Here is a 25,156-nt window from a genome sequence, read left to right as displayed (position 1 = left end):
GCTCCTAATGCGCGACGGCGGCGGCGCCGTGCTCGTCGACGAGCGCGCCGGTGGTGAACCGGTCGAGGGTGAAGGGTTCGGCGTACGGATGCGGTTTGCCCTTCGCGACGGTGTGCGCGAAGCAGTCGCCGACGCCTGGCGTCGCCTTGAACCCGCCGGTCCCCCAGCCGCAGTTGAGGTACAGGTTCTCCACCGGGGTCAGGCCGACGATCGGCGAGGCGTCCGGGGTCACGTCGACGATGCCCGCCCACGTCCGCAGCAGGTGCGCCCGCGCGAAGACCGGGAACAGCTCCAGCGCGGCGGCCATCTGGTCCTCGATGATGTGGAACGCGCCGCGCTGGCCGTAGCCGGCGTAGGAGTCGATGCCCGCGCCCATCACGAGTTCTCCCTTGTGCGCCTGGGAAACGTAGACGTGCACGGCGTTCGACATCACCACCGTCGGGTGCACCGGTTCGAGCAGTTCCGACACGAGCGCCTGCAGCGGATGCGACACCAGCGGCAGGTCGATCCCGGCCATCTTGGCCAGCACCGAACTGTGCCCGGCCGCGCACAACGCGACCTTCCCGGCGGCGATCCGGCCCCGGCTGGTTTCGACCGCGACCACCTTGCCGTCGCGCGTCTCGATGCCGGTGACCGCGCAGTTCTGGATGAGATCGACGCCCATCTCAGCGGCCGCGCGGGCGAAACCCCAGGCGACGTAGTCGTGTTTGGCGATTCCGGCGCGCGGCTGATAGGTAGCGCCCAGGACCGGATAGCGGACGTCCGGCGAGGTGTTCACGATCGGGCAGAGTTCCTTGACCCCGTCCGCGTCGACCCACTCCGCGTCGATCCCGTTGAGCCGGTTGGCGTTGACCCGGCGCACGCTGTCGCGGACGTCCTGCAGGCTGTGCGCGAGGTTGAGCACGCCGCGCTGGCTGAACAGGATCGGGTAGCCGAGGTCTTCTTCGAGGCCCTCCCACAGCTTCAGGGAGTGCTCGTAGATGCCGGAGCTTTCGTCCCACAGGTAGTTGGACCGGATGATCGTCGTGTTGCGGGCCATGTTCCCGCCGGCGAGCCAGCCTTTCTCCAGCACCGCGACGTTGGTGATGCCGTGCACCTTGGCGAGGTAGTACGCGGTCGCGAGGCCGTGCCCGCCGCCGCCCACCACCACGACGTCGTACGCGCGCCGCGGCTCCGGGTCCCGCCACAGGAAATCCGGGTGCTCCGGCAGGTCCGCGCCTGGGGGACGCGGCTGGTCCGTCGTGGTCATTCCGGCTGGCCTCCCGTATCGGACAACTGGTCGACTACTGATATATCAATCTTCGCGGTAGAGTAGGCCGGGTGAGCACCCCGGTCAACCACGTCATCCCGGCCGCCGCCCCGTCGCTGGCCGAACGCGCCTACGAGTTCCTGCGCGACCGCCTCGTCATGCTCGACATCAAGCCGGGCGACCCGATCAACGAGGAATGGGCGGGCGGCGTACTCGAGATGGGCCGCACGCCGATCCGCGAAGCGCTGAAACGGCTCGAGACGGAACGCCTGGTGGTGGCGTACGCGCGCCGCGGCACGTTCGCCACCGACGTCAACATCTCCGACCTCGCGCACATCTCCGAGGTCCGGCGCACCCTCGAGCCGACGGCCGCCGCGTCCGCCGCCACGCGCGCGACCGACGCGGATCGTGCGCGGCTGGCGGAGCTGCGCGATCAGCTGGATTCGGCCGCGCAGAAGGAAAACGCCGACCTCCTGCGCATCGACCTCGAGCTCCACCGCGCGATCTACCAGTGCGTGCACAATCCGTTCCTCGAGGACACTCTGATTCATTACGACAACCTCGCGACCCGGATCTGGTGTGTGTTCCTTCCCCGGCTGTGCGGGATGGCCGGACACGTGGACGAGCACTCGCCGCTGCTGACGGCGATCGTGGAGGGGGACGCCGACAAGGCGTCGGAGCTGACGCTCGACCACGTGACCGGCTTCGAGAAAGCGATCCGCGCGCTGATCTAGTCCCCGGCCTTCGCCCGCACCCACTCGTGGAACTCGCCTATGTGGTGTTCGCTCGGCACCAGCACCCCGCCGCGGGCGTAAACGCGGGAGCCCATCGCCTGCTGACACCGTTCGCACGCCTCGAAATCCTGCTGGTTCACCCGATGGAACAGCTCCACCGAGCGGTCGAGGTCCACGCCCGACTCGACCACCTCCGGCAGATACAGCCAGTCGCAGCGAACCAGGGTGCGGTCCGGGGCCAGCGGGAACATCCGGTGCACGATCACGTGGTCCGGCACCAGGTTCACGAACACCTGCGGCCGGATCGTGATCGCGTAGTACCGCCGGTCCTGATGCTCGCCGACGCCCGGCAGCCGCTGCAGGCCGTCGCCGCCGTCCACAGTGAACCCGGTGACGTCCGAGCCGAATTCCGCGCCGTGGCCGACGAAATACTGCGCCGCGTAGCCGTCCGCGAACTCCGGGAGCACCTCGGTGAGCTCCGGATGGATCGTCGCGCAGTGGTAGCACTCCATGAAGTTCTCGATGATCTGCTTCCAGTTCGCGCGCACGTCGTACTCGATACGGCGGCCCAGGGAGAGATTCTCGATGCCGTACGCCTCGATTTCGCCGGGCCCGCCGAGCCGTTCGCTCACGTCGGCCTGCACAGTGTCCGCAAAGGATGGTGCATCCTCGGCGAGGCAAACCCAGGCGTAGCCGAGCCATTCGCGCAGATGCACCTTCGTCAGGCCGTACTCGACACGGTCGACGTCGGGCATCCCGGTCAGATTCGGTGCGGCGACGAGCTTTCCGTCGAGGCCGTAGGTCCAGGCGTGGTACATGCACTGGAAAGCGCGCTTCACCGAACCCTTCTCGTCGGTGCACAGCCGCGCGCCGCGATGGCGGCACACGTTCAGGAACGCGCGCAAAGCCCCGTCGCGGCCGCGCGCGATCAGCACGCTTTCGCGGCCGACCTGCACGGTCTCGAACGAGCCGGGCGACGGCAGGTCGGCGCTGCGGACCGCACAGAACCAGCCCGCTTCGAAGATCCGCTCCTGCTCCCGGGCGAAGATCGCCGGGTCGGTGTAGTGCGGCCCGGGCAGAGTCGGCAGCAGGCTCTGCGGGAGGTCGATAGCGGTCACCGGCAGGGCTCCTCTCGAACACATTCGATGTTGCGTATTACGCGTCTTGTTGCCCTCTCCGGAACAAGATGAGGCTCAGCCGGGGCGCTGTCAAGCACCCTCCCCGGCACCGCACCCGTTCGCCGGAACCGCCTTCGACCACGGCTTTCACCCGGAACGGCGCTCCGAAAAACTCCACCCCGGAACCTCTTGACGGCACCCCTCCGGCGCGCTCAAACTCTGTTGCGTATCACGTCGAGTGTTCCTCAATACGCAACAATCCCCAGCTTCGGAGGAATCAATGCTGCGCGCGTGCTCAGTGGACGAACTGCCCCCGGGCGAGTCCGTCCGGATCGCGGGGCCGGAGCCCATCGCCGTCTTCAACGCCGACGGCGAGCTGTACGCGATCGGGGACACCTGCACTCACCAGGACGCGTCGCTGGCCGACGGCTGGCTCGAAGGCTGCTTCGTGGAGTGCCCGCTGCACGCGGCGCTCTTCGACCTGCGCACCGGCCTGCCGTCCTGCCTGCCCGCGAAGCAGCCGGTGCGCACGTATCAGGTGCAGGTCGACGAGGGCGTCATCTACGTGCTCGCCGACGCCGCCGAGGACGCTGCGTGAAAACGGTCGCGATCGTCGGTGCCTCGCTCGCCGGCGCCCGCGCCGCGCAGGAGCTGCGCGCACAGGGGTTCGACGGTCGCGTGGTGCTCATCGGCGAAGAGCCGCACCTCCCCTACGACCGGCCGCCGCTGTCGAAAGCCTTCCTCGCCGGAACCGCGTCGCGTGAGTCGCTCGACCTGCTCGATGCCGACGACCTCGCTTCGCTGGACGTCCGGCTCAGCACGCGCGCGGAACGGCTCGACCCGGCCACCGGCCGCCTCGTCCTCACCGGCGGCGAACTCGCCGCCGACGGCGTCATCCTCGCGACCGGCGGCCGGGCTCGTGCCTTGCCCGGCACGGAATCCGTTGCCGGAGTTCATGTTCTGCGCACCCTCGACGACGCTCTCGCCCTCCGCGAGGAACTGGTCCCCGGTGCACGGGCAGTGATCGTCGGCGGCGGATTCATCGGGGCCGAGGTGGCTTCGACGTGCTCCGGCTTGGGCCTCGATGTCACGGTCCTGGAGGCATTGCCGACCCCCATGGCGCGCGTGCTGGGCCCGGAACTCGGCTCGATCTGCGCGGGTTTGCACGGACGGAACGGCGTCACGCTCCGCTGCGGCACTGCAGTCGCCGGGCTTTCCACGCTCTCCGGCCGGGTCACTGGAGTGCAGCTGGAGACCGGGGAGAATCTGCCCGCTGACGTGGTCGTCGCCGGGATCGGAATGGTCCCGGCGGTCGAGTGGCTCGACGGCTCGGGGCTGGAGATCGGCAACGGCGTCCGTACCGACACCGGCCTGGTCACGTCTCTGCCGAACGTGGTCGCGGCGGGCGACGTCGCGGCGTACGGACCGGCGGGGACTCGCCACGAGCATTGGACGAACGCCACCGAGCAGGCCTCAGTCGCGGTCGCCAACCTGCTGGCCGGGCAGGTGGTCCGGGAGTACCAGCCGAGCGGTTACGTCTGGTCGGATCAGTACGCGGGGACGCTCCAGCTCGCCGGGCACCCCTCCCCCGGCGACGAGGTGCGCTTCGCCGACGGCGGCCCGGACGACGAGTCCTTCCTCGCCACCTATCACCGCGACGGCCAGACCGTGGCCGTGTTCGGGCTCAACAATCCGAGGGGGTTCGGCCGCCTGCGCAGACAAGCGCTGCGACGGCCGATGCCCGTCGGGTGATCAGCGCAAGCACCCTTACCCAAGTCCAAGGGCCTGCGCGCGGGCCACACGTACGTGAGGGGAACCCTGAGGGAATCAGATTCCCTCAGGGTTCCCCTCACGGACCTCAGCCCTCGCAATCGCGATTACCGCACGACCTGCACCACATCGCCCGGCTGCAGCGTGTTGAAGAACGCCACCGCGTCCGCGTGCGACAGGTGCACGCAGCCGTGCGACTGGACCTTCAGGCTGCCCTGATGGAACGCCACCCCGGTGTTGGTGAAGAAGACCGAGTACGGCATCGGGCCGTGGAACTGCTTGCTGTAGTGGTGAAGATCCTTGTACTGCACGCGGAACGTGCCGACCGGCGTCGGGTACGCGGGCTTGCCGACAGTCACGCGCACGCCGCCGCGGGTGACCTTGCCGTTGTTCATCAGCCACGCCGTGTTCGCCGACAGCTTCAGGCACGCTTTCGCCTGCGCGCCGCACGGAGGTCCCGCCGCCTCCGCGCTCGCCGCGAATCCGATCGTCGCCGCCATCGCCGCGATACTGGCCAGCATTGCCGTGAGTTTCCGGTTCATCCTGTGCCTCCCCGAGATGGTCGTACTCCGGATCTTTCCCAGAGAGGACAGTCTTAAACCAGAAGTGCGCCCATGTGGGTGATCCCTAACGAGACCGCCAGGCCAGCGGCGACGTCGCCAGCGCGGCCTCGGCGACCCGCCGGGCGGTTTCGGTGAAGAGCCCGGCCTGCGCGGACGCGACCCATTCGTCCACTGTGGAGACCCCGGTCGCCCGGTATTCGAGCGCCTGGAAGAGCATTTCGAGTTTGTCGGCGTCTTTCGCGCAGCGCGCTTCGGGCGACTCGCGAGTTTCGTACTCGTCTACCGCCGCCCGCACGGTTTCCGCCGACGCGCGCGGCAATCCCGCGGTCTGGTCCGCCGTGATCGCCCGGGGTTCCGGCTTCGTCAGGTACGGCGCGGCCGTGTGCGGCAGGTCGCCGGTGCGGGTCTCCTGGGTGTCGTGCCACAGCGCGAGAAACGCCGCGCGCTCGGGAACCGCGCCTTCCTCCGCGGCGAGCAGCGCCGCCAGCTGCGCCGCCCGGAGGCTGTGCTCGGCCACCGATTCGGGGTCGCGGACGCCCGCCTGCCACCAGCCCGCGCGGCGGACCCGCTTGAGCACTCCCAGCTCGAACCCGAACGCGGCCAGGCTTTCGGCGTCCATCCCGCAGCTCCCTTCCCGTGCCGATCTGCCGGCCGGAGCCTACGGGGCGTGGCATGCTGCCCGGACACCCGCTTCTTCGGCAGGAGGCCCCGCGTGAGCACTGTGCTGGTCGAGCACGACGGTCCGGTCACCACCATCGGCATCAACCGGCCGGAGCGGCGCAACGCCGTCGACCGCGCCACCGCCGAGGCATTGGCCGACGCCTTCCGGGAATTCGACGCCTCGGACGCCTCGGTCGCGGTGCTCCACGGCGTCGGCGGGACCTTCTGCGCGGGCGCGGACCTCAAGGCGGTGAGCGAAGGCCGCGGCAACCGCACCGAGCCGGACGGCGACGGTCCGATGGGGCCGACCCGGCTGCGGTTGCGCAAGCCGGTGCTCGCGGCGGTGTCCGGGCACGCCGTCGCGGGCGGATTGGAATTGGCGATCTGGGCGGACCTCCGGATCGTGGAGGAGACCGCGGTATTCGGCGTCTTCTGCCGCCGCTGGGGCGTTCCGCTCATCGACGGCGGCACTTTCCGGCTGCCGCGGCTGATCGGGCGGAGCCACGCGATGGACCTGGTGCTGACCGGACGTCCGGTCGGCGCGGAAGAAGCGCATCGGATCGGATTGGCGAATCGCGTCGTGCCTTCCGGGCAGGCATTGCCCGCCGCGATCGCACTGGGCCGGGAACTCGCGGCGTTTCCGCGGACCTGCCTGCGCGAGGACCGGGCCGCATTGCTGGAAAGCGAGTCCTTGACCGAGGAATCCGCATGGGAAAACGAATTCCGGCACGGGATTCAGTCATTGAATGCCGACACCATTGCGGGAGCGACGCGATTCGCCGAGGGCGCGGGCAGGCACGGCTCGTTCGGGAACTAGTCGCGTCCGATTACCGTTGCACGGCAAGGCATATACTCGCGTCCAAGCAGGCCCGAACGGCATGCGGACATAGCAGGCATACGGCTCGATGCCGCCCTTTCGGCCCGGTCACCCGCTTTTTCCGGACTAGGCCGAACGAGTGAAACCGCACGCGAATACCTTTCGGCTTTTTGCGCACCGGTCACCATTACCTGCGACGACCGTTCATAATCGCGGTCGCATTCAGCACTCCCCCGATCGAGTGAACGAAAAATTCGCTAAACGCACGTAGCGCCCAGGCCCTCGGCATCGATACAGATACGAGGCCGGGCGCCGAAGCGCGCTCGCACGGCCGCGAGGCCGTTCGCACCGCCCGCCTCTACAACAGCAACCCCCGCCCCCCGACCCGTCGCCGGCAGGCTCTCCGCCGGCGGACGCCGACCACCCGGCCTGACGAGGCCGGGCAATCGGTGCTTCCCGCCTCCGGATCCCGCCGTGCTCCCGTGCTCTTCTGCTCTCTTCCCCCGCCGAGCACAAGACAAGAACCGAGGTTCTTCCATGACGTCGAACATCGAGCGTTCCAGCTCCTCGCCGTCGGACGACACCACTCCCCGCGCGGCCTCCGGTCCCTGTTGCGGCCTCCGGGTCGCCAGCCGCGGCACCTGCGGCGCAAGACCGGGCCCGCGGACCTTGTCCATCGTCATCCCCGCCCTCAACGAGCGGGTCAACATGCCCCGGGTGCTGGCCACGATCCCGCACTCCGGGCTCGCTTCCCTCGGCTACGAGATCGAGGTGATCGTGGTCGACAACGCCTCGACCGACGGGACCGGCGAGGTCGCCGCCGCCCTCGGCGCGCGGGTGATCCTGCAGCCGCGTCGCGGGTACGGGCACGCCTATCACGCCGGTTTCGCCGCCGCGACCGGCGACGTGATCGCGACCGGCGACGCGGACTGCACCTACCCGTTCGACCACCTGCCCGGGCTGCTGTGCACGATGGCGGACCGGCGGCTCGATTTCCTTTCCACCAACCGGCTCGGCCACGAGAACCGCGAGGCGATGAAGCCCTCCCACCTGATCGGGAACCGGGTGCTGACGCTGATCAGCCGGTTCTTCTTCCGCTCGCCGTTCCGCGACTCGCAGTCCGGGATGTGGGTGTTCCGGCGGCACGTGTGGCAGCACCTCGACATCCGGTCCGGCGGGATGCCGTTCTCGCAGGAGATCAAGAACGACGCGTACGTCCGCGGTTTCCGGTGCGGCGAAACGCCGATCGAGTACCGGATCCGCGGCGGCGAAGTGAAACTGCACGCCGTGCGCGACGGACTGCGCAACCTTTCGCAGCTGGCCGCCCACCGGGCGCGCACCGTCCGCGGGCCGGCGAACGTGCTCTGCACCGGCGAAGCCGAGTGCGTGCTGGCGATGGCGGACTGAGCGTGGACGACTCCGCGGGAGAAGACCGGGGAAACGGCCGCGGCTGGCTGAAGTTCGCCGGCGCGGTTTCGGCGGTGGTGGTGCTCGGGGTCGTGACGGTCCTGGTGTGGCCGGCCGCGCGGGTGCTGTTCCGGCAGTCCTTCACCGAGCAGCCCGAGACCTACACCGAGCTGTATTTCGTCGGCACGCCCACGTTCCGGGACGGAACTGTCACCGCCGAGGTCGCGCTCGTGCGCCACGGTCCCGCGCACGCGGACTACACCGTGGTGGCCGCGCTGGAGACCTCGTCGGCCGACCGGCTCGCCGGGGTGTCGCGGCGGGTGACCCTCGAACCCGGCCAGTTCACCACGCTCGACTTCCGCCTGCCGGTCCCGCCGGGGCACGTCGTGGACGCGATCGCGGTGAATGTCGCGGGCGGCATGGAAAACCTTCGTTTCCGCCTGCCGGGCAACGCTTCCGCCACCAGAGGCAGACCGTGACGCCCCGCCGGATCGTCCAGATCACGCCCTACTACCCGCCGCATCTGGGCGGGATGGAAGCGGTGGTGCAGCACTTGGCGGTGGAGCAGGCGCGCCAGCACGACGTCACAGTGCTCACCACGACCGTCGGTGCCCGCGATTCGCCGCGGCGCGAGCGGGTGCGCGACGTCGACATCATTCGGGCGCTCGCGCTCGACGTCGCGCACACGCCGGTGTCCGCCGGTCTCGTTCCCGCGTTGCTGCGCACGCCGAAGACGTCGGCGTGGCATCTGCACGCCGCACACGCGGTGCTGCCCGAGCAGGTCGCGCTCGCCGCGGCCGCGCGCCGTCAGCCGTTCCTGCTGCATTTCCACCTGGACGTCGACCAGTCCGGGAAGCTGGGATGGCTGTTGCCGCACTACAAGAAGCACGTCTTCAGCCGCGTTCTGCGGGCTGCGGCCGGGGTGCTGGTGCTGACCGAGGCGCAGCGGGAGTTCGTCCGCACCGCCTACCGGGTCGATCCGGCGCGGGTTTTCGCGGTGCCGAACGGGGTGTCCGATGAATTCTTCTTGCCGCCACGCGCGCGACGGGAACCGGTGCTGCGCTTGCTGTTCGTCGGACGGCTCAGCCCCCAGAAGAACCTCGCCCGGCTCCTGCACGCGCTGACCCTGGTGCGCCAGCCGGTCGAACTCGACGTCGTCGGGGACGGGGAACAGCGGCAGCAGCTTGAAGAAACCCTGCGGCGGCAAGGGATTCCGGATGTGCGGTTCCACGGTCGCCTGCACGGCGGCGAGCTGCTGCGGCGGTACGAACAAGCCGATCTGTTCGTGCTGCCGTCGGATCGCGAAGGGATGTCGCTCGCCGCGCTCGAGGCCATGGCCGCGGGACTGCCGGTGCTCGCGACCGACGTTCCCGGGAACTCCGAACTCCTGCGCGGCGTCGGAGCCCTCGCCCCCGCCGATCCCACCGCCCTGGCCGCAAGGATCGACGAATTCGCGGCGGACGAGGGCTTCCGGCAGCGGACCGCCGCAGCCAGCGCGGCGGCTGCGCGGAAGTTCACCTGGGCCGAGGTGGCACAGCGGGTCGAGGACGTCTATGCCGAGGTTCTGCCGTGACGAGACCCAGCCAGCGCACCGTCGTGCTCGGATCGGTGCTCGTCGCCTGTGCCGTGGAGCTGAGTCCGTGGCGACCGGCCGTGCTGGTGACCGTCGCCGGTCTCTGGCTGCTGATCGGCGCTCCGGCCTGGCTGTGCCGCCGGATTGCCACCAGGACCGTCTCCGCTCGGGAAGCCCAATGGTTGCTGGGCCTCGGTTTCGCGGTGCTGGCCGCGATGGTGGCCGCACTGGCGGTCAACACCGTGCTCTCCTGGTTCGGCGTCTCGCGCCCGCTCACGACTGCGTCCCTCGCCGTGGCCCAGACCCTGACTGCGGCGGGGCTCGCATTCTTGGACCGACGGCTCACCGGCGCCTCGCCGCCGGTGCGTGCGCCGCGGTTGATGCCGGTGCGCGACGTCGCGCCCATCGCTGTCCTCGGAGTTCTTTCCCTGGTGGTCGCGATCGCCGGGGCCGTCCGCCTGAACAACGGGTTCACCGGCGCGACGAGCCTGATCGCACTGGTCCTCGTCGCGGCGCTGCTCGGGTTCCTGGTGCTCAAGGCGGGCCGTTACGGCGACGGGGCCATCGCGTTCGGAATCCTGTGCGCGGCAACGGCCTTGCTGCTGCTGACCTCGCTGCGCGGCTGGTACGTCAGCGGACACGACATCCAGCGCGAGTACCTGCTCTTCCAGCTGACCTCGACCAAGGGCTACTGGGATATCTCCGGCTATCCCGATGCGTACAACGCCTGCCTCAGCATCACCCTGCTGCCCACGTCACTGGCCGAGCTGACCGCGTTGCCCGGCTTGGCGATCTTCAAAGTCGTGCTGCCGATGCTGTTCGCCGCGGCGCCGGTCGCGGTGTACCGCACGACGCGCAATCTCACGTCGAAACGGGTCGCGCTCCTCGCCGCGGTCTACTTCCTCGCGTTCCCCACGTTTTTCACCGACATGCCGTTCCTCGGCCGTCAGGAGATCGCGTTCCTCCTGCTCGGCTGCGCGGTCCTGGCGCTGAGCGACCTTTCCGCCCCGCGACGGGCGCGGCGGATCGCGTTCACCGTCCTGTTCGCGGGCGTTGTGCTGTCCCACTACTCCACTACCTACGTGCTGATCGGCGTGCTGCTGCTGGGCAAGCTCGCGAGCGGCGTCATCCGGGTCGTCCCGCCGCTGCGGCGCCGGCTCGCCGAGCGGGCGCCGAAGGAAGCCACCGACTTCGTCGCCTGGCCGATGATCGGCATCGCGGTCCTGTGCTCGGCGCTGTGGACCGGGCCGGTCACCGGCACCTGGCATCAGCTCCAGCACACCGCCGCGGCCACCGCGCAGGACCTGTTCCACCCGGGCGAGGTGCAACGCGGTTCCTCCGACACCGCTTACGGCATCTTCAGCTCCGCCCGGGTCAGCCCGCAGCAGCGGTTGCGCGACTACGCCGATTCCACCCGGTCCCGCACCGGCGGCGAACCCCCGACCGCGTTGAGCTCGGCGACCGCCCAGGTCGCCCCTGCCGACAACCTGCCGCTCACCGCGGCAGGTTCCGTCCTCGACCGTCTCGGCCTCGACGTCCCCCGGATCAACGGCCTGCTCCGCACCTTGTGCGCGGACGGGCTGCAAGTGCTGTTGATCCTCGGGTTGGCCGGGACGCTCATCGCCACCGCGACGCTGTTCCGCCCGACGCACGACCTGTTCGTGCTCGCCGCCGGCGGCTTGGGCGTGCTCGCCGCCGAGATCGCCGTGCCGCAGCTCTCGGTGGACTACGGACTCCTGCGCACCTTCCAGCAGGGGCTGTTCGGGTTCGCCCCGTTCATCGCGATGGGGTCGGTCTGGGCGCTGTCGTGGCTCAGGAAACGGTGGCGGATGCCCGCCGCGACCACCGCGGCACTGCTGCTGTTCCTCGACCTCACCGGTGCGCTGCCCCGGCTGTTCGGCGGCTATCCCGCGCAGCTGCACCTGGACAACGCCGGGCAGTACTACGACATCTACTACGCCCATCCCCAGGAACGCGCCGCCATCGCCTGGCTCGAACAGCACACCGCCGCACAGCGGATCCAATCCGACCGCTACACGCTCAGCCGGCTCCAGACGCTCATCGACGGGCGCCCTGGCGACGACATCTATCCGACGCTCGTGCAGCCCGGCTCGTTCGTCCTCCTCGGCTACCCGACTGTCCGCAAAGACGAGGTCACCGTGTTCTACCAAGGCGATCTCGTCACCTACAGCTATCCGCTGCGGTTTCTCGACGCCACCAAAAACAAGGTCTACAGCAGCAACGGAACGAGTGTGTACCGATGACGTCTTCCCGTCCGCTCCGGATCCTGCTCGTCTCGCACTACTACCCGCCGCACGTCGGGGGGATCGAGAACGTCGCCGCCCAGCAGGCCCGGACGCTCGCCGCCCGCGGCGCCGAGGTGACCGTGCTGACGAGCGCCGGGCCGCCGCTTCCTGACGACGGTGTCCGGGTCGTGCGCGTTCCGGCCTTCAACGGGGTGGAAAACCGGACCGGGGTGCCGTTTCCGGTGTTCGGGCCCCGGCTGGGCCGCGCCGTCCGCGAATGGGTGCGGTGGGCGGATGTCGTCCACCTGCACGACACGCTCTATCAGTCCTCCTGGAGCGCGGGACTGCGAGCCGCGCGAACCGGCACGCCGCTTTTCCTGACCCAGCACGTCGGGGTCGTCGAGCACCCGTCGGCGCTGGTGCGGGCCGTCCAGCACGCGGTGTACCGGTCCGTCGGACGGCGGCTGTTCCGGGCCGGTCGCGAGGTCTTCGTGGTCAACGATTCGGTCGCCGCCTTCGTCCGCCGATTCCGGGGCAGCACCGTGGAACTGCTCCCCAACGGCGTCGACACCGGCCAGTACCGCCCCGCCTCGGCCGGGGAACCGGCGCTGCTGCGGAAACGCTGGCGGCTGCCCGACGACCGGGTCCTGGTGCTGTTCGTCGGACGGCCGGTGCCGAAGAAGGGATACGACCTGCTCCTCGCCGCCCGCCACCACGACTACGACCTGGTGTTCGCGGGTGATCCGCCCAGGCACGTCCCCGCTGATCTCGCCGTCCATCACCTCGGCGCGCTGAGCCCCGCCGAGATCAGCGACCTCTACCGCGCCTGCGACGTCTTCGCCCTGCCCTCCACCGCGGAAGGATTCCCGCTGACTGTCCAAGAAGCCATGGCCTCGGGCCTCCCGGTCGTCACCACCGACGACCCGGGATACGCCTCCTACGGACTCGATCGGACCCAAGTCGCCCTCATCCGCCGCGACCCGGCCGTCCTCCGCGCGACACTGCGCTCCCTCGCCGCCGATCCCGCGCGCCGCGAAGCCATGGGCCGCTACTCCGCCGGTTTCGCCGCCGCGCGGTTCTCCTGGCCGAAACACGTCCAGCGCCTCGAACAGGCCTACCGCGAGGCGCTCGACCCCGCCGAGGTCCGGGCATGACCGCACTCGCCGGGCCCGTGCCGTCCTTCGCCGCCCGGCTGAAATCCGACCCGCTGGTGCGCAACTCGTTCTTCCTCATGGCCACGACCGCGCTCGGCGCCGGGTCCGGGTTCGTGTTCTGGATCGTCGTCGCCCGGCTGTACCCGCCCGCCGAGGTGGGCTGGGCGAGTTCGCTGCTCTCCGCGGTGACGCTGCTGAGCTACTTCAGCGGGCTCGGGCTCAGCTCCAGCCTCGTCCGGTACCTGCCCACGACGCTGTCCCGCAGCGCGCACGTCAGCACCGCGCTCACCTCGGTGGCCGTCACCGGCACCGTCCTCGGGGCCGGATTCGCCCTCGTCGCGCCGCTGGTCTCGCCCGGATTGTCGTTCCTCAGCGGGTCGTTCCCCGAGGTCGCGCTGTTCGCGCTGCTGGCGATGGCGGTCTCGCAGAACCTGCTGACCGACTCGGTGTTCGTCGCCCTGCGCGCGGCGAAATACAACATGCTCCTCAACGGCGTTCTGATGAGCGTGGTCAAAATCGGCCTGCCGATCGTTTTCGTCGGCGCGGGCGCGATCGGGATTTTCCTGTCCAGCACGGTGGCCTCCGCCGTCGCCGCCGTCGCGAGCGTTGTCGTCATCCGCCAGCGCCTGCGCATTCCGGTGCGGCCCCGCCTGTACCCGGCGACGCTGCGTTCCACGCTGTCGTACTCGCTCGGCAATTACGCCTCCAGCTGCCTGAATCTGGTGCCGCTGCTGGTGATTCCGCTGCTCGTGCTGAGTTCGCTCGGCCCGGAAGCGTCGGCGGCCTACTTCGTGGCGTTCCAGATCGCCAACTTCGTCAACGCCGTGCCGTTCGCGGTCGGCGAAGCGCTGTTCGCCGAAGGCTCGCACGAGCAGGAAGACCTCAAGCACCTCGCGAAACGGTCGGCGCTGCTCATCCTCGCGATCGTGGTGCCCGCCGTCAGCATCACCGCCGCGCTCGCGAAACCCGTGCTGACCCTGTTCGGCGCGAGCTACGCCGCCGACGCCCGGAACTGCCTCGTCGTCCTCGCGGTCTCCGCTTTCGCGGTCGCTTTCAACACGTGGTCCGGGTTTCTGCTCAAGGTGACCCGGCAGCTGCCGGCGATGAATCTGTCGAATCTGGTCTACGCGGTGGTCACGGTCGGCCTCGCCGCGCTCGGGGCGCGGCACAGCCTCGTCTGGATCGCGGCGGCCTGGGGCGTCGGCAATCTCGCGTCCGGGCTCGTCGCGGTCGCCGCGCTGGCACTGCGCGGGTTCCGCTTGGCTCCGAGCGACAAGGGAGGTTCGGATGAAGATCGCGCACATCGTCAACGTCGGCTTCGAAGCCGGCGGCGCGGAGCGTAGCGTCCGCCTCGTCGCCGACGGGCTGCGCCGCCGCGGGCAGCAGGTCCTCGTCATCGCGACCGACCATCTGCTCGACGACCCCGCCGTCAGCGACCGGGAGGTCTTCGCCGACGTCCTGGTGCCCGCCATCCGCGGAGGTGCCGCCCGCCGCTTCGCGGGGTATTTCTGGCATCGCCCCGCCTACCGGCAGGTGTCCGCCGCCCTGCGGTCTTTCGGGCCCGATGTGGTGCACCTGCACACCATCGGCGAGTTCAGCCCGGCCGTGCTCAGCGCGTCGGCGGCCTATCCGCGAGTGCTCACCGTCCACGGACCGGAGGACTGGACCGGACAGCTGCTGTCGTGGAACCTGCGCAGCCGCACCGAAGGCCGCGCCAGGTTGTCTACAATAGACACTGCGCGGCTGGCCTATTTGCGTTTCCTGCAGCGACCGGCTTACCTGCGCCGCCTGCGCACCGTCGACCGCGTGCTCACCCCGAGCCGGTTCCTCGCCGACGCCGTACTGCACGATCTGCCGCGGACACCGATCCACGTCGTCCCGAACGGCGTCCCGCTGCGGGCGGCCGAACCGGTCCCCGACGCCGCCCACGCGCTGTTCGCCGGACGGCTCGAACTGGTGAAAGGCGCGCACGTGCTCGTGGACGCCTTCGCGACCGTCGCCCGCCGCCTGCCGGACGCCCGGCTGACGCTCGCCGGAGACGGCACCCAACGGGCCGTACTGGAAAAGTCCGTCAGCGAACACGGTTTGGCCGACCGCGTCCGGTTCGCCGGCTGGCTCGACGGGCCTGAACTGGCGGCCGCGTACCGCGCGGCTTCGGTGGTGGTGATCCCGTCGGTGTGGCCGGAGAACTTCCCGACTGTCGCGCTGGAAGCCCTCTGCGTCGGGCGGGCGGTCGCCGCCACCGACGTCGGCGGCATCCCCGAACTGGTCCGCCCGGGCCACAACGGCGTGCTCGTCCCGCCGGGCGAACGCCGCGCCCTCGCCGACGCACTCTCCCGGCTCCTCGGTGACACAGCACTGCGCCGGGCGATGGGTGCGCGATCGGCCGGGCTCGCGTGCTGCCACAGCCTCAGCACCTTCCTCGACCGGCTCGAGCAGCACTACCAGGAGGTGCAGCCGCTCTAGCCGCCCCGCCGCCTGCTCAGCCCGCTCGCCCCGAACCACCACGCCAGGAGGCCCGCCATGCACCGCACCCCGCCAGTCCCACCGGAGCACCGCCGCCAGGAGGCCCGCAGATGACCCGCGTCCTCGTCGTCAACGCGTTCGAACGCGGCAACCGCGGCGACGCGGCCCTGCTCAGCGTCCTGCTCGACCAGATCCGCCGCGCACTGCCCGGCGCGCGGATCGCGATCGCCGGTTTCGAGCATCCCGCGCGATGGCCGGAGTTCGAGGGCGTCCCCAACCTCGGTTCGTTCCGCCGGTACTCGGGCGAGGAGAACATCCCCCGGCACCGGCGGATCCTGCGCAAGCTGAGCCTGCTGCCCGTCGTCGCCCTCGCCGCCGCCCGGCTTCCGCGCCGCCTCCTGCTGGCCCTCGCCCGGCTGCTGCCCGCCGAACCGCGCCGCGAACTGCACGCCCTCGCGACCGCCGACCTCGTCGTCTCCACCGGCGGGGGTTTCCTGCACGGACGTCCGGATTTCGCGTCCGACCTGAACATCCTGTTCCTGCTGCTGCCGCTGTGGCTGGCCGAGCGGTTCGGCGTCCGGGTCGTGACCGGTCCGCAGTCCTACGGCCCGTTTCCCCGCCGCGTCCAGCGCATGCTGGTCCGCCACGTCCTCGGCCGCGTCGACGCCGTCCTCGTGCGCGAGGACATCAGCCGCGACCGGCTCACCGAAATCGGGCTGCCGCCGCGCCTGCTCACCCGCGGCGTCGACAGCGCCTTCGCCTTCGAAACCCGCTCCGACCGCGACTGGCGCCCCGCTCTCGGCATCCCCGCCGACGCCCGGATCGCGATGGTCACCGCCCGCCAGTGGCTCGACGACGCCGGGCAGCACCGGTACGAACACGCCTTGACCGCGGGCATCCGCCACTTGCTCGGCCGCGGGTACCACGTCGTCCTGGTCCCCCAGGTGACCTGCGCGTTCCAAGGCGACGACGACCGCAGGGTCAACACCCGTCTCGCCGCCGGCCTCGACCACCCCCGGCTGCGCGTCCTCGGCGACGACACCTTCGACCACCGCGACGCGCGCGCCCTCTACGCCGAGGCCGACCTCGTGGTCGGCACCCGCTTCCACTCCGTCATCTTCGCCCTCACCGCGCACGTCCCGTGCCTCGCGGTCGAGTATGAGCACAAAACCGCGGGCATCATGCGCGACCTCGGGCTCGAACAGTGGGTCGTCGGCATCGGAGAAGTCCGGGACACCACGTTGCCCGCGCTCCTCGACCGTCTCATCGACCACCGCGAGGACTACCGGCGGCACCTGCGCGAGGTGCTTCCCCCTTACGCGCGCCGGGCCCGCGACCTGAGCCCGCTGCTCCGTGCCGCCTGACCCGGGGTCAGCCCCGCTTCAGCCACCTGAACCGACGGCAGCCGCACCGCCCGCAGTCGGTGCCGCCGCGCAAATGCTGGTGCTCGCTGCGGTCGTGGCCGCACGCGCGGCAGCGCGCCGTCGCCCACGGCATCCGGATCCCGGACATCCTGCGCCTCCTCGAATTCCCCCGTGTCCCGGACCCAGACCATCACATCCGCACGCGCCCAGCCAACCGGACCAATGAGGACAGGAGCCTCCGTGAGCCGCGACCGAACCGTCGTTTTCGTGACGCCGTACTACCCGCCGGACGTCGGCGGCGTGCAAACCTACGTCCACAGCCTGGCCGCCGCGCTGCGGGAAGTACCCGGATGGCGGCCCGTCGTCGTCACCGCCAGCACCAACGCCCGCTCCGGCGACGGCTTCCCGGTCTACCGGCTCCCGGCGCTCGCCAAGCTCTCCAACACCCCGCTCGACCCGCGCTGGCCGACGCAGATCCGCCGCATCCTGCGCACCGAACAGGCCGATTACCTGAATGTGCACACACCCGTGCCCGGATTGGCCGACGCCGCGACGATGGTCGCCGGTCGCGTCCCCGTCGTCGTGACCTATCACGCCGCCGCTCTGGCCAAGGACGGTCATCCCGTCTTCAACACCGTCGCGCGCGCCTATGCCGGGGCCGAGGGCTTCATGCTCCGGCGGGCCGACCTGATTCTCGGTGTTTCCGATTATGTCGCCGACAGTTTCCGTCCCCGCTACGGTGGCAAAGTCGGGGTGCTGGAAAACGCGATCGCTCCCGGGGTGTTAGCTGATTGCGCGGTGGCGGGCCGTCCCTACGCCGCCGCCTTCCTCGCCCGGCTCGCCCCGACCCACGCGTGGAAAGGCCTGGATCAACTCCTGCACGCGATGCGCCTTTACCTCGCCCGCTCCGCGCCGACGGCTCGTCTCCTGGTGATCGGCGACGGGGCCGCACGTCCCGGATACGAAGCGCTCGCCCGAAAACTCGGGATCGCGGACAACGTCACCTTCGCCGGAAACCTCAGCGGCGACGCGAAATTCCGGGCTCTCCGCAGCGCCAGATCGCTCGTGCTCTGCCCGACCAGCCCGAACGACGCCTTCCCGACAGTGCTGCTCGAAGCGTGGGCGAACCGGGTTCCCGTCGTCGCCGCCGCGGTCGGTCCGCTTGCCACGCTGGTGGACGACGGCGTCAACGGGCTGCTCGCCGCGCCGCGTTCGCCCGAGGCGTTGGCCGAAGGACTGCGCCGTCTCGAGAACAGCCCGGCTCTGGCGGACACGATCCGGGACAATGCTTATGAATTGGTGCGCAGCCGGTACACCTGGAGTCATCGGGTCACGGAGTTCCTTCAGCAGCTGGCCGCAGTCGGGGGCGAGCCCGGAGGGCGCCGAGCAGGTGCTGCGCGGCGGCCCGGTGCTGGCGCGCGCGGGCCTCGAGCTCGTCAATGGTGATCGTGCCGTCCTTGTTCGCATCGAGTCCGGCGTTTTTCGCGTAGGCCTTCTTCAGCCGTTCGTCCGCGTCGTCGACAGTGGCGATGACGCCTCCGCGGAATCCATCGTCGACGGCAGGACCATGAACTGGTAGATGCGGCCGGCGCTGGTGAAAGTGCCCTTGCCCGGCAGCAGGAACTTCCGCACGTCGTCCATCTGCTCGGTGGCCGACCGCGTGCGACTCCAGGTTCACGCTCCCCGGCCCGACGCCTCCTTCGGCCGTCATGCAGGAGAGCAGGTCGAGCCGACGTCCCGGCACGCGGATTCCAGCGCGGGCAGGAAACTGTTCTCCACCGGGTGGAAATGGAGCCGGAAATCCAGCCACCGCTGTTTGTCGACCTTGGTCATGTCGTCGTCGGTGACGCTGGCGGGGTCTTCCGTCGCTTTGCTCGCGACCTCGATCAGCGGCCGAACGGAGGCGTACTTCCGGAGTTCGGCGAGTTTCCCGTGCGCGCGCATCAGTTTGAGGACGGCGGCGATGTCGCGCATGCTGTAGCCGTTCAGCTCTTCGACCGCCTGTTGGGCTTCGGCCGAAAGCCGGCGAGCGCCGGGCGCACCGGCTCGGGCAAGCCGGATTACTGCGCGAAGTGGGTCATCTCGTGCGCGAGGAGACGGCGGCCCGCCAGGGTTTCCGGGGCGTACTGGCCGGAGTTGAAGACGATGTGGTTGCCCACCGCGTAGGCCAGCGACGAGAGGGCATCGGCGGATTCGGCGGCCGCGTGGTCGGTGTGCACCCGGACCTGGCTGAAGTCCTGCTCGAAGCGCGGTTCGAGCCACGCCCGGATCCGCGGGTCGAGCGACTCTCCGGGCTGGCTGAGGACCCCCTCGACCGCTTCGGGAGCAGCCCGGCGTTGCGGACGAAGGTGTTCTGCCATCGGGCGGGTTTAGCAGAAGCACCGTCACCGCGGTGTCACCGCTTCGCTGAAACCGGGACCCGCGCGCAGTACGTCGGCCTCCGCCGCGCCGTCCCCCGCCTGATTCGCCATTCCCCATCGCCTGGCACGCCATGCCCCCGCCGCATGCCGTCCGCTGAACCCCGCACGCGCCCTACCCGACACACCAAACCCGCTGCGCCGCTTCACATCCACTTCACCTCACCCCCGGCACTGCGGCTTCCACCGGATCCCGCGCCCGGGCCGCCTCCCCGGCCGGATTCCGAATCGCTCCCCCGGTTCCGGCCCGTTTTCCTTCCCCGCGGGCGAAACCTCCGGTTGCCGTCCCGCTCACCGGCACGACCCCCCGATCGTGGCCGCCCGCGGTGCGCCGTCCGGCGGGCGGATCTGGGTAGCCTGGCGACGTGGCCGACCCGATCCCCCCAGTCCCCGCCCCCGGCGAGCCCGGATCCGAGCGTCCCGGCGCGGACGAGCCGCCCAAGAAGGGCCGGCGCAAGCGTCCGTTCTGGCAGGAGCTGCCGATCCTGATCGGGATCGCGCTGGTGCTGACGATCCTGATCCAGCAGTTCGTCGCGAAGGTGTTCCTGATCCCGTCGGCGTCGATGGAGACGACGCTGCACGGCTGCGACGGCTGCTTCGGCGACCGGGTCGTCGTCGACCGCGTCACCTACGATTTCACCGATCCCGCCCCTGGCGACGTCATCGTCTTCCGCGGCCCGCAGCCGTGGACCGCGAACGAGATCGCCCCGCAGGAATCGGGCAACGTCTTCACGAAGGCGTTGCGCGGCCTCGGTTCGCTCGTTGGCTTCGCGCCGCCGGACGAGCGGGACTTCGTGAAGCGCGTCATCGCCGTCGGCGGGCAGACCGTCCAGTGCTGCGACCCGAAGGGCCGTGTCCTGGTCGACGGCAAACCTCTCGACGAGCCCTACATCCACTGGCTCGACCAGCCGCCGTCGGTGCGGCAGACGTTCCCGCCGGTCACCGTCCCGAAGGGCAGCCTCTGGGTGATGGGCGACAACCGCGAGAACTCGTGCGACTCCCGCTGCCAGGGCGGCGGCGGGGTCAACGGGACCGTCCCGGTGGACGACGTCATCGGCAAGGCCCGCGTGATCGTCCTGCCGCCCTCGCGGTGGGGCGGCGTCAGCGACCACGACCCGCAAGCCGCACCCGCCGCGCTCGGCGCCCCCGCGTGGCAACAGGGAATCCCGCTCGGGGCGGGCGCGTTGCTGGCGTTCCCGACGCTCGCCGCCGGGCGGGGTGTGCGGCGGAAGCTCAGCAAACAGGACTGACCGCCGCCTCCCGACCACTGCCCCGTGCCGTATGGGCTCATAAGGCACGGGGTTTTTCAACAGAGCTGTGTGCGGCCTTGCTTCGGCGATGCGGAGCGCCGGACGGCCCCGCGACCTCCCTGCCTCCCCGCCGAGGTCCGCAGACAGGGCGAGAACCCCCGCGCGATACGGAAAACCTCGTGGGGCGGTCCGCAGCCGCCGGTGAGCGGCCTGCCGCGACCAAGCTCCAAACTGGAGCCGCCCGCTGTCGCCGTTACCGGCCGGAGTCCGTGCCGCCGGTTCCGAAGTCCGCACTGCCGGTCTCAGCCGCGCACGCCGTCACGACGCGACCGCGAGTCACTGCCCGGAACCGGCCGCCCGCACGACGTCCAGCCGGAGATGCCGCGTCAGGTCCCCGGTCATCTGCAGCACCGGCGTCCGCTCCGCGAACAGCCACTCGGCCCCGCGCCGGACGAACCGGTCGTCGTAGTGCCCGGCGGCGATGGGCTGCAGCGGAAAGTCCGCCGTCGCTTGGAAAACGGTGAAGTAGCTGTGTGCCGAAGCCGTGTCCTCCTCGGCCGTGATCCGGACGTTGGTCGTCACGTGCCGGGTCCTCGGCGTGCCGTCGGGATGGAGGATCAGGATGTCGCGGAACCAGCTCTCCACGGCCTCCCGACCGGTCCGGCCGCCGCCGCTGTGCAGGGTTCCCTCGCGGAACAACTCGCCCACCCCGGCCAGATCGCCCGCGTCGATGCACGCGGCGTAGGTCATGATCAGGTCCTGGATCGCCCACCGGGCCGAGTCTGCCGACATCCGGCCAGCATAGGAGTTCCACTGTGGACAACGGCGGGACAAGAAGCGCCTCCGGAGCCCGAAACCGCGCGCGGACCTGTGACCTGCGGTTCTCCCGTACACCGCCCTCCCGCCGCAGCGCGGTCCGGCGACGGTGGCATGATGCCCGCACGGTCCCGGCCGATCGGACCGCTCGCCGAGGAGGAGGGTGACGCTTGAGCACGCGCACTACCCAGGTGGACGACCTCCGGCTGGTGGCGCAGCCGAGCGCGGTCCCGTGCACCGAGCTGTTCGTCCGCCTGATCCTGACCGACTGGTCCCTGATGCCGATGCTGGACCAGGTCACGAACGCCGCCGTCCGGCTGGTCGGCGACGTCGTCGACCAGAGCAGCCCGTCCGCGCCCGCTTTCGTGACTGTCCGGCTGCAGCTGCGCGGCGACCGGCTCGTCATCGAGGTCGACGACGACCTGGTCGCCCCGACCCCGCCGCGCGACGAGCGGATCGGCGTGCGCCCCGGCGAGCGCGGCGGCCGCACCACGTGGTGCGAACTGGCGCTGCCCGGCGGGATTTCGGCGGGCCAGGTCCGGCTTCCGCGCCGGGGCGACCGCCGCACGCTCGTGGACGAGCCCGTCTCCGGCGAACCGGTCACCGCGGACCCGCAGGTGCTCGAACGGCTTCTCAACCGCCTCAGCACCTGGTCCGAGTAACCGCTCCGAGCGGGACGCCCGGCCGCTTTCCGGCGGCCGGGCCGATCTCAGCGGCGAAGACCGCCGGACGCCGCCAAGACCTCAGCGTCCGGCGGAAGCCTCCCAAGCCTGTTCCAGCGCCTGCGCGAACACCTCCACCGACTGCCCGCCGGAAACCCCGAACCGCCGTCCCAGCACGAAAAACGGCACCCCGCCCGCGCCCAGCTCAGCGGCCTCGCGCTCCTCGGCCCGGACGGCGTCCGCATACCGCGACGGATCGGCCAGCACCGCTTCCGCCTCCGCGCGCGGCAATCCGGCTTCCTCGGCTACGTCCGCGAGCACTTCGCTGGTGAACACCGCCCGAGCCTCAGCGAAATTCGCGCGGAACAACGCCGACACCATCTCGGTCTCCAACCCCTTCTCGCGCGCCAGATGCAGCAGACGGTGCGCGTCGAAGGTGTTGCCGATTTCCCGGCCCGTCCGGTAGCCGAGGCCTTCCGCCTCCGCGAGCCCGGCGACCCGCTGCTCCATCTCGCCGGCCTGCGGCCCGTACTTCGCGGTGAGCATGTCCAGCAACGGCTCGGTCCCGGTCTTCCCGGGGTCCAGTTCGAAGGACCGGTACGTCACGGTCACCTCGTCCCGGTGCTCGAACCCGGCCAGCGCCTTCTCGAACCGCGCCTTCCCGAGGTAGCACCACGGGCACACGACATCGCTCCAGATTTCCACCTGCATGCCGCCAGCGTAGAACGCGCCGCCGAGGGCGTGCCGGAAAGTCCGGCTCGGTTGCCGGGAGGCTGCCGAAGGTGCCGCGGTTCCAGTCGAGCCCAGCCGATCAGCGGTCTCGCTGCCGCACAGCCGACACCAGCGGAAGCCCGGCAAGCGGACGACCTGAGGTTCTGCCCTTGGTCAGGAATCTTTATCAGACCGCCCTAGACGGCGGTCTTCACCGGCTCCCGCGCCCCCGTGCGTTCCGCGCCGATGCCCGCGGCCACCACGAACGCGATCCCGGCCACCGCGGCAGGATTCGGCACCTGGTGCAGCACGATCAGCCCGAGCACCAGCGCGATCGCCGGTTCCAGGCTCATCAGCGTCCCGAACGCCGACGCCGTCAACCGCCGCAGCGCCAGCATTTCCAGGCTGAACGGCACCACCGGCACGAGCACCGCGAGTCCGAGCCCGGCGAGCACCAGCGGCCACGTCAGGTCGCCGACCACTGCCGGGGCGTGCACCACAGTGGCGACCAGACCCGCCACCGGCATCGACACCGCCAGCCCGCGCAGGCCCGAGACCTCGTCGCCGACCCGTTGGGTCAGCACGATGTACGCGCCCCAGCAGACTGCCGCCGCGAGCGCGCAGCCGAGGCCGATCAGGTCGGTCCCGCCCTGCCACGGCTGGGTCAGCAGCACGACTCCGGCCGCCGCGAGCACCGGCCAGACCCGGTTTCCGCCGCGGCCGCGCACGATCGCGACAGTCAGCGGGCCCAGGAATTCCAGCGCGCTCGCCGTGCCGAGCGGCAGCCGGGTCGCGGCGACCATGAACAGGATCGTCATCCCGGCCGTCGCGAAGCCGAGCGCCACGCACGTCAGCAAAGCCGGGCGGCGGAACGCGGACGGCCGCGGCCGCACAAGCACCAGGAGCAGCACACCGGCCCACGCGAGCCGCAGCCACGCGACGCCGGTCGGCCCGATCTGGTTCGCGATAGTGACCGAAACCGCCAGTCCGAGCTGGACGGACAGCATGGCGCCGACAGCCAGGGCGACACCGACGCGGGGAGTGGAGGGAAGCACGTTGTCCAGGAGAACGTATCGGGACCGTTCGTGTCCACATGCCAATCCTGGACGTACCGTCCGGATATCCTGGACAATAGGCGGATGGAGACTCGCAGGCTGCAGTTCCTCCTCGAACTGTCGCGGCTCGGCTCGATGCGCGCGGTCGCCGACGTGCTCGAAACCACAACGTCGACCGTCTCGCAGCAAATCTCGGTGCTGGCCAAGGAAACCGGCGTCGCGCTGCTCGAACCGGACGGCCGCCGCGTGCGCCTCACGCCCGCCGGGCGGCGGCTCGCCGAGCACGCCGTGACGATCCTGGCCGCCGTCGAGGCCGCCCGCGTCGATCTCGATCCCGAAGCCGAACCGGCCGGAACCGTGCGCGTCGCCGGGTTCGGGACCGGGGTGCGGCACGCCGTGCTCCCGGTCGCGGACCTGCTCGCGCAGCGGCATCCGCGGGTCCGCGTGGTGATCAGCGAGCACGAACCCGCAGAAGCGCTGGCTCAGCTCCGGACCGACGACATCGATATCGCGCTCACCTACGACTACGGCCTCGCGCCCGCGACCCACGATCCCTCGCTCGCCGTCCGTCCGCTGTGGACGGCGCCGTGGGGCCTCGCCGTGCCGCGCCCGGAAGCGAACCGCGTGCGGGGCACCGGCGCGCTGGCCGTTGTCTCGGCGTTCCGGGAGCACGACTGGATCGGCAACTCCCGCAACGGCGCGGACGAGACGGTCGTCGGGGCGCTGGCGTCCATGGCCGGGTTCTCGCCGCGCTTCACCCACCGCGCGGACAACCTCGACCTGGTGCAGGACCTCATCGCCGCGGGCGGCGGGGTCGGCCTGCTGCCCGAATCGTGGCCGACCCGGCCCGACGTCACCGTCCTGCCGCTGACCGGCCCCGACGTCCGGCTGCGGGCTTACGCGTGCACCCGGCGCGGACGGGACGCGTGGCCGCCGCTCGCCCTCGTCCTCGGGCTGCTGCGCGCCGACTAGCATGGCGGTCGAGGCGGGTTCGAGCACGGAGGAGGCGACATGGCAGCGGAAAAGGCAATCCTGGCCGGCGGGTGTTTCTGGGGCATGGAGGAGCTGTTCCGCCACCAGCCCGGCGTGACCGCCACCCGCGTCGGCTACAGCGGCGGCGACGT

The 25,156-nt window shown here is 70.4% G+C and carries 27 protein-coding genes; 17 read left to right on the top strand and 10 right to left on the bottom strand.

Annotated features, from left to right (window positions below):
- Positions 1–4 precede the first annotated feature (4 nt).
- Positions 5–1,249, bottom strand: coding sequence for a sarcosine oxidase subunit beta family protein (locus ABZX37_RS20100; RefSeq protein ID WP_354741518.1), 1,245 nt, complete (start codon positions 1,247–1,249; stop codon positions 5–7).
- A gap of 71 nt (positions 1,250–1,320) precedes the next feature.
- Here ABZX37_RS20100 and ABZX37_RS20095 point away from each other — a divergent pair, with 71 nt between their 5' ends.
- The gene (locus tag ABZX37_RS20095; RefSeq protein ID WP_354741516.1) at positions 1,321–1,983 is read left to right on the top strand and encodes a GntR family transcriptional regulator; all 663 of its coding nucleotides are present in this window, start codon (positions 1,321–1,323) and stop codon (positions 1,981–1,983) included.
- Here the strand turns inward: ABZX37_RS20095 and ABZX37_RS20090 are convergent.
- Entirely contained in the window at positions 1,980–3,101 is a 1,122-nt protein-coding gene (locus ABZX37_RS20090; RefSeq protein ID WP_354741514.1) for an aromatic ring-hydroxylating dioxygenase subunit alpha, read from the bottom strand. The genes ABZX37_RS20095 and ABZX37_RS20090 overlap by 4 nt on opposite strands.
- A 280-nt stretch (positions 3,102–3,381) precedes the next feature.
- Here ABZX37_RS20090 and ABZX37_RS20085 point away from each other — a divergent pair, with 280 nt between their 5' ends.
- Positions 3,382–3,699: a bifunctional 3-phenylpropionate/cinnamic acid dioxygenase ferredoxin subunit gene (locus ABZX37_RS20085; protein WP_344273947.1), complete on the top strand. Its 318-nt coding sequence runs from the start codon at positions 3,382–3,384 to the stop codon at positions 3,697–3,699.
- Positions 3,696–4,853 (top strand): FAD-dependent oxidoreductase, encoded by a 1,158-nt coding sequence (locus tag ABZX37_RS20080; RefSeq protein WP_354741512.1) that lies wholly within the window; start codon positions 3,696–3,698, stop codon positions 4,851–4,853. The genes ABZX37_RS20085 and ABZX37_RS20080 overlap by 4 nt, the downstream gene beginning before the upstream one ends.
- Before the next feature lie 125 nt (positions 4,854–4,978).
- Here ABZX37_RS20080 and ABZX37_RS20075 read toward each other — a convergent pair whose 3' ends face one another.
- Positions 4,979–5,413 (bottom strand): L,D-transpeptidase, encoded by a 435-nt coding sequence (locus ABZX37_RS20075; RefSeq protein WP_354741510.1) that lies wholly within the window; start codon positions 5,411–5,413, stop codon positions 4,979–4,981.
- 85 nt (positions 5,414–5,498) lie between these two features.
- Positions 5,499–6,053: an HD domain-containing protein gene (locus tag ABZX37_RS20070; protein WP_354741508.1), complete on the bottom strand. Its 555-nt coding sequence runs from the start codon at positions 6,051–6,053 to the stop codon at positions 5,499–5,501.
- 93 nt (positions 6,054–6,146) lie between these two features.
- On the opposite strand from ABZX37_RS20070, the gene ABZX37_RS20065 reads away from it, so the two are divergent.
- From ABZX37_RS20065 to ABZX37_RS20020, 10 genes are all read left to right on the top strand, one after another.
- Positions 6,147–6,911 carry a crotonase/enoyl-CoA hydratase family protein gene (locus tag ABZX37_RS20065; RefSeq protein WP_354741506.1) on the top strand — a complete coding sequence of 255 codons (765 nt, stop codon included), beginning with the start codon at positions 6,147–6,149 and terminating at the stop codon, positions 6,909–6,911.
- 537 nt (positions 6,912–7,448) lie between these two features.
- A complete protein-coding gene (locus tag ABZX37_RS20060; RefSeq protein ID WP_354741504.1) occupies positions 7,449–8,318 on the top strand; it encodes a glycosyltransferase family 2 protein in 870 nt (289 codons plus the stop codon).
- A 2-nt stretch (positions 8,319–8,320) separates the two neighbouring features.
- Positions 8,321–8,797 carry a hypothetical protein gene (locus tag ABZX37_RS20055; protein WP_354741502.1) on the top strand — a complete coding sequence of 159 codons (477 nt, stop codon included), beginning with the start codon at positions 8,321–8,323 and terminating at the stop codon, positions 8,795–8,797.
- A complete protein-coding gene (locus ABZX37_RS20050) occupies positions 8,794–9,891 on the top strand; it encodes a glycosyltransferase family 4 protein (RefSeq protein WP_354741500.1) in 1,098 nt (365 codons plus the stop codon). The genes ABZX37_RS20055 and ABZX37_RS20050 overlap by 4 nt, the downstream gene beginning before the upstream one ends.
- Entirely contained in the window at positions 9,888–12,155 is a 2,268-nt protein-coding gene (locus ABZX37_RS20045) for a DUF2206 domain-containing protein (RefSeq protein WP_354741498.1), read from the top strand. Before ABZX37_RS20050 ends, ABZX37_RS20045 begins: the two co-directional genes overlap by 4 nt.
- A complete protein-coding gene (locus ABZX37_RS20040) occupies positions 12,152–13,291 on the top strand; it encodes a glycosyltransferase family 4 protein (protein WP_354741496.1) in 1,140 nt (379 codons plus the stop codon). The genes ABZX37_RS20045 and ABZX37_RS20040 overlap by 4 nt, the downstream gene beginning before the upstream one ends.
- Positions 13,288–14,634 (top strand): oligosaccharide flippase family protein, encoded by a 1,347-nt coding sequence (locus ABZX37_RS20035; protein ID WP_354741494.1) that lies wholly within the window; start codon positions 13,288–13,290, stop codon positions 14,632–14,634. Before ABZX37_RS20040 ends, ABZX37_RS20035 begins: the two co-directional genes overlap by 4 nt.
- Complete coding sequence (locus tag ABZX37_RS20030) at positions 14,579–15,757, top strand: glycosyltransferase family 4 protein (protein ID WP_354741492.1); 1,179 nt, start codon at positions 14,579–14,581, stop codon at positions 15,755–15,757. The genes ABZX37_RS20035 and ABZX37_RS20030 overlap by 56 nt, the downstream gene beginning before the upstream one ends.
- 110 nt (positions 15,758–15,867) lie before the next feature.
- Entirely contained in the window at positions 15,868–17,121 is a 1,254-nt protein-coding gene (locus ABZX37_RS20025; protein ID WP_354741490.1) for a polysaccharide pyruvyl transferase family protein, read from the top strand.
- A gap of 240 nt (positions 17,122–17,361) precedes the next feature.
- Complete coding sequence (locus ABZX37_RS20020) at positions 17,362–18,567, top strand: glycosyltransferase family 4 protein (RefSeq protein WP_354741488.1); 1,206 nt, start codon at positions 17,362–17,364, stop codon at positions 18,565–18,567.
- 51 nt (positions 18,568–18,618) lie between these two features.
- On the opposite strand, the gene ABZX37_RS20015 is transcribed toward ABZX37_RS20020, so the two are convergent.
- The 3 genes from ABZX37_RS20015 to ABZX37_RS20005 all read right to left on the bottom strand — a co-directional run bounded on the left by ABZX37_RS20015 (position 18,619) and on the right by ABZX37_RS20005 (position 19,481).
- Positions 18,619–18,762 carry a hypothetical protein gene (locus ABZX37_RS20015; RefSeq protein WP_354741486.1) on the bottom strand — a complete coding sequence of 48 codons (144 nt, stop codon included), beginning with the start codon at positions 18,760–18,762 and terminating at the stop codon, positions 18,619–18,621.
- A gap of 66 nt (positions 18,763–18,828) precedes the next feature.
- On the bottom strand, positions 18,829–19,095 hold the full coding sequence (locus tag ABZX37_RS20010) for a hypothetical protein (protein ID WP_354741484.1): 267 nt from the start codon (positions 19,093–19,095) through the stop codon (positions 18,829–18,831).
- 86 nt (positions 19,096–19,181) lie between these two features.
- Positions 19,182–19,481 carry a DUF4157 domain-containing protein gene (locus tag ABZX37_RS20005; protein ID WP_354741482.1) on the bottom strand — a complete coding sequence of 100 codons (300 nt, stop codon included), beginning with the start codon at positions 19,479–19,481 and terminating at the stop codon, positions 19,182–19,184.
- Positions 19,482–19,903: 422 nt separating this feature from the next.
- Between ABZX37_RS20005 and lepB the strand changes: the two genes are divergently transcribed.
- The gene (gene lepB, locus ABZX37_RS20000; protein WP_354741480.1) at positions 19,904–20,788 is read left to right on the top strand and encodes a signal peptidase I; all 885 of its coding nucleotides are present in this window, start codon (positions 19,904–19,906) and stop codon (positions 20,786–20,788) included.
- A 336-nt stretch (positions 20,789–21,124) separates the two neighbouring features.
- Here lepB and ABZX37_RS19995 read toward each other — a convergent pair whose 3' ends face one another.
- Entirely contained in the window at positions 21,125–21,580 is a 456-nt protein-coding gene (locus ABZX37_RS19995; protein WP_354741478.1) for a nuclear transport factor 2 family protein, read from the bottom strand.
- A 194-nt stretch (positions 21,581–21,774) separates the two neighbouring features.
- Between ABZX37_RS19995 and ABZX37_RS19990 the strand changes: the two genes are divergently transcribed.
- Entirely contained in the window at positions 21,775–22,266 is a 492-nt protein-coding gene (locus tag ABZX37_RS19990; protein ID WP_037814340.1) for a hypothetical protein, read from the top strand.
- Between the two features lie 81 nt (positions 22,267–22,347).
- On the opposite strand, the gene ABZX37_RS19985 is transcribed toward ABZX37_RS19990, so the two are convergent.
- Both ABZX37_RS19985 and ABZX37_RS19980 read right to left on the bottom strand, forming a co-directional pair.
- The gene (locus ABZX37_RS19985) at positions 22,348–22,977 is read right to left on the bottom strand and encodes a DsbA family oxidoreductase (protein ID WP_354741476.1); all 630 of its coding nucleotides are present in this window, start codon (positions 22,975–22,977) and stop codon (positions 22,348–22,350) included.
- 197 nt (positions 22,978–23,174) lie between these two features.
- Positions 23,175–24,032, bottom strand: coding sequence for an EamA family transporter (locus ABZX37_RS19980; protein WP_354741474.1), 858 nt, complete (start codon positions 24,030–24,032; stop codon positions 23,175–23,177).
- Positions 24,033–24,116: 84 nt separating this feature from the next.
- Here ABZX37_RS19980 and ABZX37_RS19975 point away from each other — a divergent pair, with 84 nt between their 5' ends.
- Positions 24,117–25,004, top strand: a complete 888-nt coding sequence (locus ABZX37_RS19975; RefSeq protein WP_354741472.1) for a LysR family transcriptional regulator — start codon at positions 24,117–24,119, stop codon at positions 25,002–25,004.
- A 39-nt stretch (positions 25,005–25,043) separates the two neighbouring features.
- Positions 25,044–25,156: peptide-methionine (S)-S-oxide reductase (locus ABZX37_RS19970; protein ID WP_354741778.1), on the top strand; the 113-nt coding region annotated here is incomplete at its 3' end.

It is taken from the genome of Amycolatopsis sp. NPDC004079 (assembly GCF_040610415.1).
In the GTDB taxonomy this organism is placed as follows: domain Bacteria; phylum Actinomycetota; class Actinomycetes; order Mycobacteriales; family Pseudonocardiaceae; genus Amycolatopsis; species Amycolatopsis halotolerans.
Note: the sequence above shows the minus strand (reverse complement) of the source record. Positions and strands in the feature narration are given on the sequence as shown.